This window comes from Acinetobacter sp. YH12099, from assembly GCF_013419195.1.
Lineage (GTDB): Bacteria > Pseudomonadota > Gammaproteobacteria > Pseudomonadales > Moraxellaceae > Acinetobacter > Acinetobacter towneri.
The window spans coordinates 17,212-33,785 of the sequence record NZ_VPAP01000011.1; the positions used below are offsets into that span (position 1 = coordinate 17,212).

16 protein-coding genes are annotated in these 16,574 nt (G+C 41.6%); 11 read left to right on the top strand and 5 right to left on the bottom strand.

What is annotated here, in order from left to right:
• Positions 1–72 precede the first annotated feature (72 nt).
• The 5 genes from FTU39_RS08135 (at position 73) to FTU39_RS08155 (ending at position 6,945) form a co-directional block, all read left to right on the top strand.
• A complete protein-coding gene (locus FTU39_RS08135; RefSeq protein ID WP_004975636.1) occupies positions 73–540 on the top strand; it encodes a YchJ family protein in 468 nt (155 codons plus the stop codon).
• 65 nt (positions 541–605) lie between these two features.
• Positions 606–1,250 carry a trimeric intracellular cation channel family protein gene (locus tag FTU39_RS08140; protein WP_004975638.1) on the top strand — a complete coding sequence of 215 codons (645 nt, stop codon included), beginning with the start codon at positions 606–608 and terminating at the stop codon, positions 1,248–1,250.
• Positions 1,251–1,406: 156 nt separating this feature from the next.
• Positions 1,407–2,726 carry an MFS transporter gene (locus FTU39_RS08145; protein WP_104852902.1) on the top strand — a complete coding sequence of 440 codons (1,320 nt, stop codon included), beginning with the start codon at positions 1,407–1,409 and terminating at the stop codon, positions 2,724–2,726.
• Positions 2,727–2,900: 174 nt separating this feature from the next.
• Complete coding sequence (gene parC / locus FTU39_RS08150) at positions 2,901–5,120, top strand: DNA topoisomerase IV subunit A (protein WP_180051989.1); 2,220 nt, start codon at positions 2,901–2,903, stop codon at positions 5,118–5,120.
• 148 nt (positions 5,121–5,268) lie between these two features.
• Positions 5,269–6,945, top strand: a complete 1,677-nt coding sequence (locus FTU39_RS08155; protein ID WP_180051990.1) for an AMP-binding protein — start codon at positions 5,269–5,271, stop codon at positions 6,943–6,945.
• A 99-nt stretch (positions 6,946–7,044) separates the two neighbouring features.
• Here FTU39_RS08155 and FTU39_RS08160 read toward each other — a convergent pair whose 3' ends face one another.
• A complete protein-coding gene (locus tag FTU39_RS08160) occupies positions 7,045–7,425 on the bottom strand; it encodes a hypothetical protein (RefSeq protein ID WP_180051991.1) in 381 nt (126 codons plus the stop codon).
• Between the two features lie 104 nt (positions 7,426–7,529).
• Between FTU39_RS08160 and FTU39_RS08165 the strand changes: the two genes are divergently transcribed.
• Positions 7,530–7,928 carry an MAPEG family protein gene (locus FTU39_RS08165; RefSeq protein ID WP_096902243.1) on the top strand — a complete coding sequence of 133 codons (399 nt, stop codon included), beginning with the start codon at positions 7,530–7,532 and terminating at the stop codon, positions 7,926–7,928.
• A 124-nt stretch (positions 7,929–8,052) separates the two neighbouring features.
• Positions 8,053–8,589, top strand: a complete 537-nt coding sequence (gene ppa, locus FTU39_RS08170; RefSeq protein WP_004975651.1) for an inorganic diphosphatase — start codon at positions 8,053–8,055, stop codon at positions 8,587–8,589.
• 98 nt (positions 8,590–8,687) lie between these two features.
• Here the strand turns inward: ppa and FTU39_RS08175 are convergent, their stop codons facing one another.
• Both FTU39_RS08175 and FTU39_RS08180 read right to left on the bottom strand, forming a co-directional pair.
• The gene (locus FTU39_RS08175; protein ID WP_180051992.1) at positions 8,688–10,010 is read right to left on the bottom strand and encodes an OprD family outer membrane porin; all 1,323 of its coding nucleotides are present in this window, start codon (positions 10,008–10,010) and stop codon (positions 8,688–8,690) included.
• Positions 10,011–10,499: 489 nt separating this feature from the next.
• Positions 10,500–10,691, bottom strand: coding sequence for a hypothetical protein (locus tag FTU39_RS08180; RefSeq protein WP_179989575.1), 192 nt, complete (start codon positions 10,689–10,691; stop codon positions 10,500–10,502).
• A gap of 473 nt (positions 10,692–11,164) precedes the next feature.
• Here FTU39_RS08180 and FTU39_RS08185 point away from each other — a divergent pair, with 473 nt between their 5' ends.
• The gene (locus FTU39_RS08185; protein WP_373686609.1) at positions 11,165–11,920 is read left to right on the top strand and encodes a TorF family putative porin; all 756 of its coding nucleotides are present in this window, start codon (positions 11,165–11,167) and stop codon (positions 11,918–11,920) included.
• A 154-nt stretch (positions 11,921–12,074) separates the two neighbouring features.
• Here the strand turns inward: FTU39_RS08185 and FTU39_RS08190 are convergent, their stop codons facing one another.
• The gene (locus FTU39_RS08190) at positions 12,075–13,562 is read right to left on the bottom strand and encodes a YifB family Mg chelatase-like AAA ATPase (RefSeq protein ID WP_180051994.1); all 1,488 of its coding nucleotides are present in this window, start codon (positions 13,560–13,562) and stop codon (positions 12,075–12,077) included.
• Between the two features lie 72 nt (positions 13,563–13,634).
• A complete protein-coding gene (locus FTU39_RS08195) occupies positions 13,635–13,862 on the bottom strand; it encodes an accessory factor UbiK family protein (RefSeq protein ID WP_096902239.1) in 228 nt (75 codons plus the stop codon).
• Positions 13,863–14,138: 276 nt separating this feature from the next.
• On the opposite strand from FTU39_RS08195, the gene glnK reads away from it, so the two are divergent.
• The 3 genes from glnK (at position 14,139) to nrdR (ending at position 16,548) form a co-directional block, all read left to right on the top strand.
• Positions 14,139–14,477: a P-II family nitrogen regulator gene (glnK, locus tag FTU39_RS08200; RefSeq protein ID WP_004650081.1), complete on the top strand. Its 339-nt coding sequence runs from the start codon at positions 14,139–14,141 to the stop codon at positions 14,475–14,477.
• 63 nt (positions 14,478–14,540) lie between these two features.
• The gene (locus FTU39_RS08205; RefSeq protein ID WP_167845702.1) at positions 14,541–15,950 is read left to right on the top strand and encodes an ammonium transporter; all 1,410 of its coding nucleotides are present in this window, start codon (positions 14,541–14,543) and stop codon (positions 15,948–15,950) included.
• Positions 15,951–16,089: 139 nt separating this feature from the next.
• Entirely contained in the window at positions 16,090–16,548 is a 459-nt protein-coding gene (gene nrdR, locus FTU39_RS08210; RefSeq protein ID WP_096902237.1) for a transcriptional regulator NrdR, read from the top strand.
• The last annotated feature ends 26 nt before the right edge of the window (positions 16,549–16,574 follow it).

The following is a 16,574-nucleotide window of genomic DNA, read 5'->3' on the forward strand; positions in this document are numbered from 1 at the left end:
GGCTGTTGCCATTGCAAATATAGACGAAGTGTCAACAGACCCTATTATTGATTTAAATTTCTGGAATTTTCTATGCATCACTTGGCATGTCCGTGCGGGCAAGGCGATTATCAATACTGCTGCCAACCTTTACATGTGGGGCAGGCACATGCAGAAACCGCGAGCCAACTCATGCGTTCACGCTATAGCGCTTTTGCCTTGCAACAAATTGATTATATTGTGCAAACTACTGCGCTAGGACAACAGGCAAGTTTGGATGTTGACGCAATTGCAGATTGGAGCAAGTCGAATCAATGGTTAAAGCTCGAAGTGCTGAATAGCAATGAAAAGCTAGATAAAAGCCATGCCCAAGTTGAATTTAAAGCCCATTACCACGATGCCAAGCAGACGCAAATTCACCATGAAATTTCCCATTTTGTGCAACATCAGGCCCGTTGGTATTTTCTAGATCCGACCACAGGGCAACAGCCGACTATGAAACAGCCGTGTATTTGTGGTTCGGGTAAAAAATTTAAGCAATGTTGTGCGCAATTTTTATAACTTTATCTTGGTTTTTCGCTTATTATAACGCGCATCTATTGGCCTAGTGAAAGAAGGGCAAGTCCATGTTGTTGTTGGTCATTTACTTAATCGCGATTACCGCAGAAGCGATGACAGGCGCATTGTCTGCAGGGCGTCGTAGCATGGATTGGTTTGGTGTCACCTTAATTGCCTGTGTCACCGCATTGGGTGGTGGTTCGGTGCGAGATGTGTTATTAGGGCATTATCCACTGACTTGGGTCAAACATCCTGAATATTTGGTGCTGACCTGTATTGCAGCTTTTATCACCATTTTAATTGCCAAATGGATGCGTCATTTACGTTCCATTTTCTTGGTGCTCGATGCTTTAGGCTTAATTGGCTTCACTATTATTGGTTGTCAAATTGCTTTGGAAATGGGGCATGGCTTTGTGGTGTCTGCCGTTGCAGGCGTCTTAACAGGTGTGTCAGGTGGGATTCTGCGTGATATTCTGTGTAACGATGTGCCTTTAGTGTTCCGCCGTGAGCTATATGCCAGTATTTCTTTTGTGTCCGTGATTTGCTATTGGTTGTGTATCGAAATCGGTTTGTCGCTTGAATTGACCGTGATCTCAACACTTGTTTTTGGTTTTACTTTGCGTTTGATTGCGATTTATTTTGGCTTAGAAATGCCTAAATTTATTTATCAGGACGATGATGAACATTCAGCATCCTCTAAAGATGAAACCTAATTGGTTATAAGAATTGTATTGAATATCTAAATAGAAGCGAACCGATCACCAGATCGGTTTTTTAATGCTATCCACATCCTGTCAATTCATAGTATAAAAATACAACAGCAGTTGTGTTTTAGCCCATATCCTTTTAGCCAACTTAAAGAGTGTGTTATGGATTTAGTTTCGCGTGTGCAACGTCTACCCATTGGAAAATTCCACTATAGCCTACTGGTGGTGATTGGTCTGGGCTGGATGTTTGATGCCATGGATACAGGACTGATCTCCTTTATTTTGGCAAAAATGGCAGAAGACTGGAGCATGACCCCTGCCGAAAAAGGCATGGTGGTGTCAATTGGCTTTGTCGGAATGGCCATTGGGGCAGTCTTTTCAGGTGGTCTGGCCGATAAAATTGGACGTAAAACTGTATTTGCCACCACCTTGGTGATTTACAGTCTAGCTACTGCCGCTTGTGCCTTTGCACCGAATTTAACTTGGTTACTGGTCTTTCGCTTTATTGTCGGTTTAGGTTTGGGCGGGCAGCTTCCCGTAGCGGTGACGTTGGTCAGTGAATACATTCCTGCGCATGTGCGTGGGCGCTTTATTGTATTGCTGGAAAGTTTTTGGGGCTTGGGGTGGTTATGTGCGGCATTGGTTTCTTATTTTGTGATTCCAAAATTTGATTGGCATACAGCATTTTTAATCGGTGGTTTGCCTGCCTTATATGCCTTGGTTATCTGGAAAAAAGTCCCTGAATCTATCCCATATCTGATCAATCGTGGTCGTATTGCCGAAGCACATGCACTGGTACAAAAGTTTGAGCGTCAATGTGGGGTAGAAGTCATTGAACAGATTGAAGTTCAGCCTGTTGCCGCTAAACAGCATATCTCTTTTACCCAATTATGGTCGGGGCCATTTGCACGCCGTAGTTTAATGCTGTGGCTGATTTGGTTTGGCATTGTCTATTCCTATTATGGCATTTTCACTTGGTTGCCTAGTCTGTTGGTGCAGCAAGGCTACAGCATCGTACAGTCATTTGAATATGTGTTGGGCATGATTTTGGCGCAATTGCCCGGTTATATTGCAGCTGCTTGGCTGGTCGAAAAATTAGGGCGCAAAGCCACACTAGCTGGTTTTATTGGCATGTGTGCCGTATCGGCTTATTTCTTTGGTCAGGCCGACAGTGTAGCGATGATCATGTTCTGGGGTTGTTTGATGTCGTTCTTCAACTTGGGCGCATGGGGTGTGCTATACACTTATACTCCTGAACAATATCCAACCAATATTCGTGCTTTTGGTTCAGGTTGGGCCTCGGCCATTGGACGCATGGGCGGTATTATCGCCCCGATGGTGGTCACACACATGATGGTTATGCAAAATGGCTTTAGTTATGTCTTTATGATGTTTACAGCGGTTTTATTGGCCGTTGCCTTGGTGATTGTGGTGTTGGGTGAAGAAACCAAAGGCAGAACTTTAGAGTCGATAGGTTTGTAAAATAACCACCAGCCATCGTATATTTTGCATTGCTGTTTTTTATAAAATGAATATTTTTACGGCATAAGACACAAATTGTCGCAGAGCATCCTTACTAGCCCTTGTGCAGGATGCTGCTGCGGCATAGCATAAGCCGATTGATACAAAAACAAATGATTTAGGACGACAGGTTTTATGACAAGCCTTGCGCATCATGCAACAGAAAACCGTTCCGTAGCAGAATTTACTGAACGTGCATACCTTAACTATGCCATGTACGTGATTATGGATCGTGCATTACCCCATATCAGCGATGGTTTGAAACCTGTACAACGCCGTATTGTGTACGCCATGAGTGAGCTTGGACTCAAGCACAGCGGCAAACCGAAAAAATCGGCCCGTACCGTAGGGGATGTATTGGGTAAATACCATCCACATGGTGATTCTGCTTGTTATGAAGCTATGGTGTTGATGGCGCAGCCGTTCAGTTATCGTTACCCATTTATTGAAGGGCAGGGCAACTGGGGGTCACCCGATGATCCTAAATCCTTTGCCGCCATGCGTTATACCGAAGCCAAACTATCGCAATATAGTGAAGTACTTTTGGCGGAATTGGGGCAAGGTACTTGTGATTGGCAAGATAACTTTGATGGCTCATTAAAAGAACCTGTCAATTTGCCTGCGCGTGTACCGAATATTTTGCTTAACGGCACCACAGGTATTGCCGTGGGGATGGCGACCGATATTCCACCGCATAACTTGCGTGAAGTGGTGAAAGGCACAATTGCCCTGATTCGCAACCCAAATTTAACCGATGAAAAAGTCGCAGAATATATTCCTGCACCAGATTTACCGACTAAAGCTGAAATTATTACCCCGCCTGAAGAATTGCTGAAAATGCAAAGTACAGGTCGTGGTAGTTACCGTATGCGTGCGGTGTACAGCATCGAAAAAAATGAAATCGTAATTACCGAATTGCCGTATCAGGTTTCGGGTTCAAAAATCATTACCCAAATTGCCGATCAAATGCAGGCGAAAAAACTGCCGTTGGTGAGCGATGTGCGTGATGAATCTGACCATCAAAACCCAACCCGTTTGGTGATTGTACTGCGTTCCAACCGTATTGATGCCGAAGCGGTGATGAGTCACTTGTTTGCCACGACCGATTTAGAATCGAGCTATCGTGTCAATATGAACATGATTGGCGCAGATGGTCGTCCGCAGGTGAAATCGATTCGTCGTATTTTGCTGGAATGGATTGAGATTCGAAAAAATACCGTCACACGCCGTTTGCAATATCATCTCAATAAAATCGAAAAGCGATTGCACATTTTGGCAGGTTTGCTGATTGCCTATTTAGATATTGATACCGTGATTCGGATTATTCGTGAAGAAGATCATCCTAAAGCCGAGTTGATGGCGCATTTTGGTATTGATGAAATTCAGGCTGAAGCCATTTTGGAATTAAAGCTGCGTCATTTGGCTAAGCTTGAAGAAATGGAAATTCGTCGTGAACAAGAAGAATTAGAAGCACGCGCTGCCATTATTCGTGAACAATTGGCGAATCCTGAATCATTGAAAAATTTAATTATCAGTGAGTTGAAAGAAGACGCGAAAAAGTTTGGTGATGATCGTCGTTCACCAATTGTATTGCGTGCCGAAGCGACTGCGATTAATGAACAAGATATGCTACCTGCCGACCCTGTAACGGTGGTGTTGTCTGAAGCAGGCTGGATTCGTTGTGCCAAAGGGCATGAGGTCGATGCGGAAAATCTAAACTTCCGTGCGGGTGATCAATATCTCAGTCATGCACAAGGCAAATCCAATCAGCGCGTCTATATTTTAGATGATACGGGACGCAGTTATGCGTTGCCAATTAATAGCCTGCCTTCGGCACGTGGCTTGGGCGAACCATTAAGTTCAAAACTTGCTCCTGCCAGTGGTGTTGGCTTTAAACAATTGCTGATTGCCGATGATGAAGCTGAAATTTTAGCAGCCAGCAGCAAAGGTTACGGCTTTAAAACGCAGGCCAAACAGTTAGATACCAGTGCCAAAGCAGGTAAAGCATTCCTGTCTTTGCCTGAACAATCGACAGTGATGAACTTGCAAATGATTGAACACGCGAGTCATGTTGCACTGCTCAGTTCAGCAGGGCGTTTACTGGTGATTGAGCTGTCAGAATTGCCAATTTTGAATAAAGGTAAAGGTAATAAATTGATACAACTTGAGGAAAAAGATCAGTTGGTGTCTATGTTGCCTTTAAGTTTAGATGAAGCAATTCAAGTATTTGCAGGACAGCAACAACTCAAACTCAAAGGCGACGATTTGCTGAAGTATGTGGCGAAGCGCGGCACGAAAGGTCATCTCTTACCACGCGGTTACCAAAAAGCAAATAAACTGTTAATTCAAAGATAATACTAGCGTTTTTTAAGCAAAATACGTTATATATGGTTTATATTCGTGAAAATGGATGCAATACGGGACATAAACAAGCAAAGAACGACGTCCTGTATTGAGAAAAACAGTTTAAAACTAAGGATTATTGATTGGAGAAATTGGCATTATGGAAAAGATTTGGTTTGCTGAATACCAAAAGACAGGGATTCCAGAAACTGTAGAACTGCCTGCAGAAAATACGTCACTCGTAGACATTTTTGAACGTAATTTCCAAAAATTTGGTTCACGTGATGCCTTTATCTTTATGGATAAGGTTTTAAGCTTTAGTGAACTAGAAGAAGCTAGCCGTAAATTTGCAACTTATTTACAAAGTTTAGGTTTGGCACCTGGCTCGCGTGTTGCGGTGATGATGCCGAACGTACTTCAATATCCTGTGGTTGCACTGGGGGTGTTCCGCGCAGGTTTAGTTTTGGTGAACGTGAATCCACTTTATACTTCGCGTGAGTTAGAGCATCAATTAAATGACTCTGGTTCTGAAGTTTTAGTGATTATTGAAAACTTTGCATCCGTTTATCAGGCGATTATTGGTAAAACCCCTGTGAAGCATGTTGTTGTTGCTTCTGTGGGCGATATGCTAGGTGCATTAAAAGGCACGTTGGTGAATTTTGTTTTACGTTCAGTGCGTAAGCAAATTCCTGCATGGAACATTCCGGGTCACGTTAAATTTAACGCAGCAATGTCTAAAGTAAGCCCAAGCAACTACAAACGCCCAAGCTTAACTTTAAGTGATACGGCTGTGTTGCAATACACGGGTGGTACAACAGGTGTATCTAAGGGTGCAGAATTAACACACCGCAACCTTGTGGCAAACATGCTGCAATGTGATGGTATTTTCCAGAGTAAATTCGGTGCACAAGATGGTCAGCCAGATGACCGTATTTTCTGTGCATTGCCGCTGTATCACATCTTTGCATTCATGGTGTGTGCGCTTTACGGCATGTACAAAGGTCAGGCAAACGTCTTAATTCCAAACCCGCGTGACTTACCTGCGGTGATGAAAGAATTACGCAAATATCAACCAACTTTCTTCCCTGCGGTGAATACTTTATTCAATGCGCTCGTGAACAATGAAGAGTTTAAACAGCTTGATCACAGCAAATTGAAAATGGCGATGGGTGGTGGTATGGCCGTATTACCATCGACTGCTGAAGCATGGAAAAAAGTGACAGGCACTAACATCATTGAAGGTTATGGCTTGTCTGAAACTTCGCCAGTTGCAACGGCAAACCCGCCTGCATCTGAAGAATTCACTGGCACAATTGGTATTCCATTACCATTAACTGAAGTGGCTATTTTGGATGATGACGGCAATGAAGTTGCACTGGGTGAGCAAGGTGAAATTTCAATCCGTGGTCCACAAGTCATGAAAGGCTATTGGAACCGTCCAGATGAAACTGACAAAGTGATGATTAATGGTTTCTTCCGTACAGGTGACATTGGTGTTATGGATTCACGCGGCTATGTGAAAATTGTAGACCGTAAAAAAGACATGATTTTGGTGTCTGGCTTTAACGTTTACCCATCTGAAATTGAAGAAGTTGTGTCTAAACATCCTAAAGTTTTAGAAGTGGCTGCCATTGGTGTACCTGATGAAAAATCAGGTGAAGTGCCTAAACTGTTTGTAGTGAAGAAAGACCCTTCATTGACGACAGAAGAAGTATTGGCATTCGCTAAAGAGAACTTAACTGGCTATAAACGCCCACGTTATGTGGAGTTTATGGATGAATTGCCAAAATCAAACGTAGGTAAAATTTTGCGTAAAGATTTGCGTAAGACTGCGTAATTCATTCTGCTCTGAAATAAAAATGCCCCTGAAAACTCAGGGGCATTTTTTATATGCTATAGAAAATAGATTGTTTCTTGTTCAACAAAGGCAAAAGTATTACTCTTTCATCAGCCAACGGTCAAAGTAACGACGCCCAACACCCACAATGCCCAAGAAAATAAACATCGCACCAAATTGGCGGCTAAAACCTGATTGATTAAAACTGCCATAACTTAAAATATTATCAATTAAGCAATACACCACAATCACAATAATCCAGTGCCAGAGCGGTAAGCGCTTAATCCCTACCGCATAAAACGCCACCCAAAGCACAATGAAGGTAAAAATGGTCGACCATACGTTCATGTTGGCGCAAATTACCATCAATAAAAATGCCACAATAGGCAACACAATTTTTAAAACACGATCCACTCGCAGTTGATGTTGGCGCTGCTTTTCAAGTACATCTAACATTTCCTTTTGATCTGGGCTGACCATAATGGATCCTTTATATAATTGCTTAAAACATGCTATTTAACAAAATTTATTCAAGAAATGCCATGTTATGATAAGTTCTCAATACAGTTTATGAGAAAAAATTGATGCAAAGCATAAGTGGAATTGTTTATCTAATTATAATTGCTTGCTTATTGCCGTATGTCTTTGCTGTTGTCGCAAAAATGGCAGGCGGCTTTAAACGTGAAGATAACCAAAATCCACGTGAATTTTTAGCCAAAACCACAGGTTTTGCTGCACGTGCTAACGCCGTACAGCAAAACAGTTTTGAAAGCCTGCCTTTATTTATTGCTGCAGTGCTCATGGCGGAATATATGGTCATCCCACAAGTGGTGGTGATGATGTTTGGTATTGCTTATATTGTGCTGCGCATTATTTATGGAATTTGTTATTTAGCCAATTGGGCGACGCTGCGTTCAATTGTTTGGATGCTGTCTTTACTTTGTCCAATTTGTATTTTGCTGATGGTGATTAAACTGACCTGATCAAGTCATGTCTGAAAATATGTATTTTTGCCTTGCAGATGTATAATCGCGCAGTAATTCAGGACAGAAAACCGTTATAATTGACGCGGTTTTAAAAAGATTTAACTTGTTTAAGAGTGATGCTATGAGCTACAGCAATATCCCTGCGGGTAAAGATGCACCAAATGACATCTATGTGATCATTGAAATTCCTGCCAATGCAGCGCCAATCAAATACGAAATTGACAAAGATTCTGATGCATTATTTGTAGACCGTTTCATGGGTACAGCAATGTTCTACCCAGCGAACTACGGTTATGTACCAAATACACTTTCATTGGATGGTGATCCGCTAGACGTATTGGTTGTGACTCCACACCCAGTAGAGCCAGGTTCTGTGATTCGTTGCCGCCCAGTGGGTAAATTGAACATGGAAGATGATGGTGGTATTGATGCGAAATTGGTTGCCGTTCCGCACGAAAAATTAACCCCAATTTATAAAGATGTTCAAGAATATACGGATCTTCCACCATTATTGATCAGCCAAATTGAACACTTCTTCCAGCACTATAAAGACTTAGAGCCAGGCAAATGGGTGAAGTTAAGTGGTTGGGAAGGTGCTGATGTTGCAAAACAAGAAGTATTGAACTCAATTGAAGGCTACAAAGCTGCAAATCCATAATTTGCGTGGCCTGTTCAGCGTTCAAATGAAAGCTGAAATGTAAAAAACCTGCACATATTCTGTGCAGGTTTTTTTATTGGGTTTGCTATTCCGAGAAATTAGAATAATTTCACTGGAATATCTAACCAGATACGCCATTCATTGGTATCATTCATATAAATAGATTTGTAGCTATCATTTGCACGGTAATATGAGTGACGTACGCGAAGGCTCGCGTCTTTCGCAAAACCTGATTGAACGGTGTATTTTACTTGGTTAAAGAATTCACGTTCTTGACCATCTTTTGGTTGGTTACGAACATCAATGTCCCAACCGTAAACAAAAGCAGTTGTCCAGTTTAGACCAGGAAGACCATGATTTTTAAAGTTATAGTTGTATTGTAAGCCTAAAGATTTTTCATCATTACCTACAAAATCAGACAAATATGAGTTAGGTAGATAAATAGATTGTGCACCATCTGCGTTACCGCCGTAGTCATAGCCTACATCACCAAAGTTTTGTTGGTAAGCCAACATCACATTGTGTACATCTTTGCTATATGAGGTAGAGATTGCCCAAATGTCATTGGTTTTCTCTGTTCCAGCAACTGTATTTTTCTCTGCTTTTGGTACGCCATAGACAGGATTCGCAATCGTACCTGTTGCTGAATAAGTTGAAGCATCTTTAGAGAATTCTGTGTGGTAGCCGCTTAGATCAAAGTTAAGCGCAGCACCATCTTTTAAGCCGTAGTTATAGTTTACATTGGCATAGTGACGATCTAATTTATCTTTAACATCAATACCGTAATAAGATGCTTTTAAGTCATCATTAAATGTATATTTCGCGCCCCATACCACAGCACGGTCTAACTCATTACCATCTGAGTTGATTTGGTCAGAATATTGATTTTTAGTGAATTTACCAGCAGTTAACTCTAGGCCATCAATTTCACGGCTAGTCGCTAAAACACCTTCAAAATATTCAGGTACTAAACGGGCAGTGTTGCTAGCAAGTACTGGTAAATCGAGTACTTGAGTACCATAAGTTACCGTGGTATTCGAGATACGTGCTTTGACATAAGCACCACCACGTGCCCAATGGTCATAAGCTGAGCCATCATTATGGGTTGGAATCATACCATTACCTGAATGGGCATTTTCACCTAGCTTGAATGAGGCATCACCAACAACACCCACACCAAAACCTATTATACCTTTGCTAAAACCTGAATTTAGATTGACAATTGCTGTTTGGGCAGCGGAACTGGTGTCATTAGTGAGACCATCTTTTTTATCACGATGTAAAAAACCTGTACGGAATAAAACCGAACCGTTTGCGTCTTCTACAAAGCCTTTAGATTCACTTTGTTCGCTAGCAAATGCAGTTGAAACAAGCGCTGCGTTGATGAGCAACGCTAGTGTTAATTTTTTAGATTGCAGCATTGGGAGACAGCCTCATGCAGTAAATGTGTAGTTGAAACGTAGCCGAATTGTATCGCTATTTAGGCGCGAAAATATCATTTTTAAGGGGCTTATGACACTAAAGTTAAGCATTTTTTCGATAAACTGTAGGGTCATTAAAAATATTGAATTTTAAAAAGTTTAATAATTATTTTAATTTTTAGTAAAAACATGAACATAATTTTAAATGAGCTGAACAGCTAGAATGGATGACTTGGGAGCAATGCTTTAAGTTTTTTGTAAATTTTAGCCATAAAATCAGCTTTGTTTAATATTTCAGTAGTTTAAGTTAAGAATTTATGGCGAAATAAGTAAGTAAAAACCTAAAATTTTATGTTTATTTCATCTTCTTAAGTATTTACTCATAAGTGCGGTTTTAAATTTAAAAATAGATAAAGTTGGATATTTTGGTTTTTATTTGAACTAAAAGTATAAAAAATAGAATCGTGTTTATGGGGTGAGTAATAGTTTTTAGCTATGAGGTGTTTCATGTGAAATACGGTGTTTTATTTGCGCTGTTTTTGATGAATTTGACCCAATTAGTATTTCTCTCTTCGCTAAATTTTTAAGTGTAATAACTTCAGAAGAGATTGCATCGGCCTGCCACAATGCTGCTGAAATCTCACATTGGCTATTCGGTTTAACAATTTGAATGATATGCATGTTCTTGGTGCAAAAAAATTATTCGCATTCAAAAATATTTTTTCTAGGCCAAACATGCTGTTTGCCCTTAATGGGCAAGGGGCTATAAGCATATGAGTAATGACTTTGTCCCAGTTTTTAGTATATGCAAAGATGTGGGAATAAATGTTATTGCACTTTTTTAGGTAGTTTAAAATGGAGTTCTAAGTCAGGCACATCAAAAATGTTGCAATGTATTCGGTATCTGCACAGTAAATATGACTTAAACATCTACCTAAAAAGAATAAAAAAAAGTATCTTATAGGTCACAGTGATAAAAAAAAGAAATTTATTAATTTAAAAATAAATATAAATAACAATTATTTATATGTGGTTGTGAGCCTATTCTGAGTATGAAAAATCTTGTTTTTTTGAATGTTGGCACACGGTTTGCAATCCTCCATGTGAGTTAAACAACAATAGACACAAGCATCTCATCAGATGCAGGGGGAATAATCATGAACATGGGATTTAAAACACTTTTTGCAGCAGCGATGATGGCAGCATCTGGTCTAAGCATGGCATCAGAATCAACTTCAGCATTGTCTTTTAGTGGTACTGCGGCAATGACCAGTGATTATCGTTTTCGTGGCATGACACAAACAATGAGTGATCCTGCGGTGCAAGCGGGTTTTGCGTTGAGCCATGATTCTGGCGTGTATGCAGGCGTGTGGGGTTCCAATGTCGATTTTGGTGGTACGGCACATTTAGAGCTTGACCCTTATATGGGCTATACCACAAGCCTAGATTATTTTGCCAGCAAACCCATTTTGGATGTGGGTTTTTGGTATTACGCCTACCCAAGTGAGAGCGATTTAAACTGGCTCGAAGCTTATGCAAAATTAGGTTTTAGTGATGTTTTGTTTAAAGATGCCAGCTTATTAACAGCCATTAACTACAGTAATGATTTCTTAGGTGGTGACACCGATGCTTGGTATTTCAATGCCACTTATACCGCACCCATTGGAAGTACCGGCTTTTCTGGGGTTGCTGGATTAGGTTACACCCAAGCAGATGACTTTGATTTTGGCGGTGGAAAAGACAGCTATGTAGATTGGAAAGTCGGTGTAAGCTATAACTTTGCTTCAGTTGAAGGTTTATCTGCTGAATTGGCTGCTGTAGGAACTGATATTGATACCGATGGTTTTTCGCATGCGGCAAAGCGTGGCGTTGAAACAGGAGCTGTATTTACTTTAACTAAAGCCTTCTAAAGATACGGCTACGACGATAAATAAAAGCTCCAGTTAGGAGTGAAACTTAAAACAATAAAAACAACTCGCCCATTGTACAGGCATGGCAATGGGCTATTTTCATCTCTTAGACTTTTAATCAGATTCTTAATCGAACTCTTAATTAGACTTTCAATCAGGCTTCATGGGCACGATAAGACAGTGCTTCACTCAAATGTGGACTTTGAATCTGTTCACTTTGGGCTAAATCTGCAATGGTGCGTGCCACTCGTAACACCCGATGATACGCACGCGCCGATAAGTTCAAACGCTGCTGCGCAATGGCTAAAATATTTTGGGCAGTATTATCTAAGTGTGCAAATAGTTCTAATTGTTTGGGGCTGAGCGCCATGTTGAGACACTCTTGGCGTTGCAATTGTCGTGTATATGCTTGAATGACACGGCTTCGCACGGTTTCAGAATTTTCCACTGGTCGGGTGTCCTGTAATTCATGTGCTTGCAGAGGTGGTACATCAATGTGTAAGTCGATACGATCCAATAACGGCCCTGAAATACGGTTTTGATAGCGTTTAATACTTTCTGCAGAACATTGGCAGCGCACATCCTGATTAAAAGCATAACCACAAGGACAGGGATTCATGGCGGCAATTAGTTGAAAGTTGGCTGGAAAGGTAATTTGCCGAGAAGCGCGGGAAATCACAATTTCTTTGGACTCTAAAGGTTGGCGCAGCACTTCTAACACTTTTTTATCAAATTCAGGTAATTCATCTAAAAATAAAACGCCTAAATGCGCCAAGGTAATTTCACCGGGTTTGGGATATGAGCCTCCACCGACCAAGGCTACAGCAGAAGCGGTATGATGTGGGGCGCGAAAAGGACGCTGTCCAAACGTATGCGGGCTATTGGCCACTGAATAGATACTGGCAACCTCTAAATTTTCCTGCATATTCAATGGCGGTAAAATACTGGAAAGCCTAGATGCCAATAAGGTTTTGCCTGTACCGGGTGGGCCTTTGAATAGCAATGAATGTCCACCTGCAGCCGCAATTTCCAAAGCACGTCGTGGGCGCAACTGTCCTTTAACATCGACTAAATCAAAGGCGGAATGTGATAACTGTGGTTGGGCAGTCGCGGTGACTTTATTTAAAGGCTGGCTTTGTGCCAAATGTTCGCAAACTTGTTTTAAATGTGTGGCGGCAAAGACTTCAAAGTCAGGCAATTGAGCAGCTTCTTGTGCATTTTGTTCAGGTAAAACCAAACAATGCTGTGCCTGTTGGCAGGCAATCGCAATACTGAGTGTGCCTGTGGTGGGACGCAATTGACCATCTAAAGCCAATTCTCCAATAAACTCTAAACTTTCAGTGCTTTGTTCGGGCAATTGTCCCGAAGCAATTAAAATGCCTAAAGCAATGGCTAAGTCCAAACGCGAACCATCTTTGGGCAAGTCGGCAGGCGCTAAATTAATGGTCAGACGTTTGGTCGGAAATTGAAAACCACTGTTAATAATGGCAGAGCGTACCCGATCTTTACTTTCACGCACGGCAGCTTCGGCTAGACCGACAATGGTTAAAGAAGGTAAACCTTGACTCAGATGGACTTCAACTTCAATTGCAGGGGCGTGCAAGCCGAGCAGCCCCCGCGTATACACTTTGGCAAAAGACATTTTTATGATGATCCGTTTTGGTGCGTTATTTTTATAATGTTTGTTTTTTGTTTTTATGCACTCAATTGGTGCTTATTTTTTGAGTTGAATTTTCTGTTCCAGTGCTTCAACCTGTTTTAACAATTCATTTAAACGTAAGTTGGCATTATTGAGCGCAGTACGTTGGCGGTCTAGCTCATCTTGCGAGACCAAATCCATTTTGGTGACCGCTTCATTGAGCAAAGCACGTAAATTATGTTCTAAATCTTTTTTAGGTTGTTCAACTTGTTCCAAAATGGCTTGTAATAAAGTTTCAATCATTGTTGTTTCCACAAAGATGGAGAAAATGGAGGCAGTGTAGCACTGGTCTTGAATAGACTATAGCATTTCAGACGAAATATGGATTTATTCGATGAGTAAAATCGTAAATCTTCTAGTAAATATGTCTATTTTTTGAAGATCACAACCATATAAATGTATAAAATAAGGTATAAAGAAAACTCATGTCACGGTTTCTAATTTCCCCCGACCTTAGAACTTTGGCATGGAATTTGAACATAAAACCTTACTGGTGAATTAAGCCGAAGGAAAACACACATGAAGCTCGTAACTGCAATTGTAAAACCCTTTAAATTAGATGATGTGCGTGAAGCATTATCTGAAATTGGTGTTCAAGGGATCACCGTAACAGAAGTCAAAGGCTTCGGTCGCCAAAAAGGTCATACCGAACTTTATCGTGGCGCTGAATACGTCGTTGACTTTTTGCCTAAAGTTAAAATTGAAATCGCAATTAGCGATGAAATGGTGGATTCGGTGATTGAGTCAATCACTCGTGTTGCTAGTACAGGCAAGATTGGTGATGGCAAAATCTTTGTGACTAACCTCGAACAAGTCATCCGTATTCGTACAGGTGAAACGGGTGCAGACGCTGTTTAAGAAAATGGCACGAAGTTTGCTGAGTACCTAATAACTCACAAAAACAAAGGTCGGGGGACACAAATGAAAAAAATGCTACTCGCGCTGAGTCTATCAGGCGCACTTCTTGGTGGTTCTGTTGCTTGGGCTGAAGAAGCCGTAACAGCCACCGCACCAACTTCAGATGTTGCAGTGCTTGAAACTGCCGAAACATCTCCTATCGAAACAACAAATGCAACAGAAGTTGCAGCTGTAGCAGAAGTCAGCACGCCCGAAGCTGCTGAACCTGAAGCTGTATTAGATACAGGCGATACCGCTTGGATTTTAGTTTCGACTGCTTTAGTTTTACTCATGACCATTCCTGGTTTGGCACTATTTTATGGCGGTATGGTACGCAAGAAAAACGTACTCAATACTATGGCTTATAGCTTTGTAGCAGCAGCCGTGGTCAGTATTGCCTGGGTGGCAGTGGGCTATAGTTTGGCTTTTGGTGAAGGTAATGCCTTTATTGGTGGTCTAGACAAAGTCATGCTGGCAGGCATTGGTACCGATGCGCTCAGTGGCAGTATTCCTGAAATTCTATTTGTGATATTTCAAATGACCTTTGCCATCATTACTGTGGCAATTATCAGTGGTTCAATTGCAGAACGAATGAAGTTTGGTGCCTTTGTTGCCTTTATCGCGATTTGGGTGGTCGTGGTCTACGCACCAATTACCCACTGGGTATGGGGTGGTGGTTGGTTAGGCAATGATGGTGCTCTCGACTTTGCTGGTGGTACTGTTGTTCATATTAACTCGGGTGTTGCAGGTTTAGTTGCTGCATACATGTTGGGCAAACGTATGGGCTTGGGCCGTGAATCTATGGCTCCGCACAACCTGACTTTGACTGTACTGGGTGCAAGTTTACTCTGGGTGGGCTGGTTTGGTTTCAACGGTGGTTCTGCTTTAGGTGCCAATGGTGCAGCGGGTTATGCCTTAGTTGTGACTCAAGTGGCAGCCGCAGCCGCAGCAATTGCATGGCTTGTAGCAGAAAAACTGGTACGTGGTAAAGGTTCTGTATTAGGTGCTGCATCGGGTGCTGTAGCAGGTTTGGTGGTGATTACTCCAGCAGCAGGTTTTGTGACTGTTGGTGGTGCATTAGCGATGGGTTTAATTGGTGGTGTGGTATGTTTCTGGGGTATTACTGCCTTAAAACGCGCCCTGAAAGCTGATGACTCTCTAGATGCCTTTGGACTACATGGTGTAGGTGGTATTGTTGGTGCAATTTTAACAGCCTTCTTTGCCAGCGAGTTTATTATGGGCGATGCTGCACCAAGCAACTTGATGAGCCAACTTTGGGTGCAAGTTGAAGGTGTGTTAGCGACCATTGCTTACTCTGCTGTACTGACTTTCATCATCTTAAAAGTAATTGATCTAACCATTGGTATTCGTGTGGCTGCAGAAGATGAGCGTATGGGACTCGACTTAAGCCAACATGGTGAACGTGTAGAATAATCTAGACAGTACATAATCAATATATTGTGTAAAACAGCCCTTCGGGGCTGTTTTTTTTCTATATGTTGCGTAAAACTCTACAAAGTTTGGAATTTTTGCTACACTGCATTTTCATTCAAATTTGTGCAATTAAACCGCTATGCATTGTCCATTTTGCAACACTGCAGACAGTAAAGTGATTGACTCACGTTTGGCGGCAGAAGGCTGCCAAATTCGCCGACGTCGTGAGTGTATTGGCTGTGGTGAACGCTTTACCACCTTTGAAAGTTATGAAGTGGTTATGCCACGGGTGATTAAATCCGATGGTAAAAGTGAGCCTTTCGATGAAGCCAAGTTACGTCGTTCGTTAATGCATGCTTTGCAAAAACGTCCCGTGACCCAAGAGCAAATTGAAACGGTACTCAGCGACATCCAATTACAAATTCGCCGTTTGGGAGAGCGTGATGTGAAATCACGTACCATTGGTGAGGTTGTTATGCAGGCTTTATTTGCATTGGATCATGTTGCTTATGTACGTTTTGCCTCGGTGTATCAAGACTTTCAGGATGTCGAAGCATTCCGTCGCCAAATTGAACAAATGCAGTCGCGTGAGCAATAAAGCGCAATGCCATCATCTATTCCACA

Bases quoted from the DNA above. Each gene is read 5' to 3' on its own strand.
- FTU39_RS08135 (WP_004975636.1), top strand. From the start codon at position 73: ATGCATCACTTGGCATGTCCGTGCGGGCAAGGCGATTATCAATACTGC.
- FTU39_RS08140 (WP_004975638.1), top strand. From the start codon at position 606: ATGTTGTTGTTGGTCATTTACTTAATCGCGATTACCGCAGAAGCGATG.
- FTU39_RS08145 (WP_104852902.1), top strand. From the start codon at position 1,407: ATGGATTTAGTTTCGCGTGTGCAACGTCTACCCATTGGAAAATTCCAC.
- parC (WP_180051989.1), top strand. From the start codon at position 2,901: ATGACAAGCCTTGCGCATCATGCAACAGAAAACCGTTCCGTAGCAGAA.
- FTU39_RS08155 (WP_180051990.1), top strand. From the start codon at position 5,269: ATGGAAAAGATTTGGTTTGCTGAATACCAAAAGACAGGGATTCCAGAA.
- FTU39_RS08160 (WP_180051991.1), bottom strand. From the start codon at position 7,425: ATGGTCAGCCCAGATCAAAAGGAAATGTTAGATGTACTTGAAAAGCAG.
- FTU39_RS08165 (WP_096902243.1), top strand. From the start codon at position 7,530: ATGCAAAGCATAAGTGGAATTGTTTATCTAATTATAATTGCTTGCTTA.
- ppa (WP_004975651.1), top strand. From the start codon at position 8,053: ATGAGCTACAGCAATATCCCTGCGGGTAAAGATGCACCAAATGACATC.
- FTU39_RS08175 (WP_180051992.1), bottom strand. From the start codon at position 10,010: ATGCTGCAATCTAAAAAATTAACACTAGCGTTGCTCATCAACGCAGCG.
- FTU39_RS08180 (WP_179989575.1), bottom strand. From the start codon at position 10,691: ATGCATATCATTCAAATTGTTAAACCGAATAGCCAATGTGAGATTTCA.
- FTU39_RS08190 (WP_180051994.1), bottom strand. From the start codon at position 13,562: ATGTCTTTTGCCAAAGTGTATACGCGGGGGCTGCTCGGCTTGCACGCC.
- FTU39_RS08195 (WP_096902239.1), bottom strand. From the start codon at position 13,862: ATGATTGAAACTTTATTACAAGCCATTTTGGAACAAGTTGAACAACCT.
- glnK (WP_004650081.1), top strand. From the start codon at position 14,139: ATGAAGCTCGTAACTGCAATTGTAAAACCCTTTAAATTAGATGATGTG.
- FTU39_RS08205 (WP_167845702.1), top strand. From the start codon at position 14,541: ATGAAAAAAATGCTACTCGCGCTGAGTCTATCAGGCGCACTTCTTGGT.
- nrdR (WP_096902237.1), top strand. From the start codon at position 16,090: ATGCATTGTCCATTTTGCAACACTGCAGACAGTAAAGTGATTGACTCA.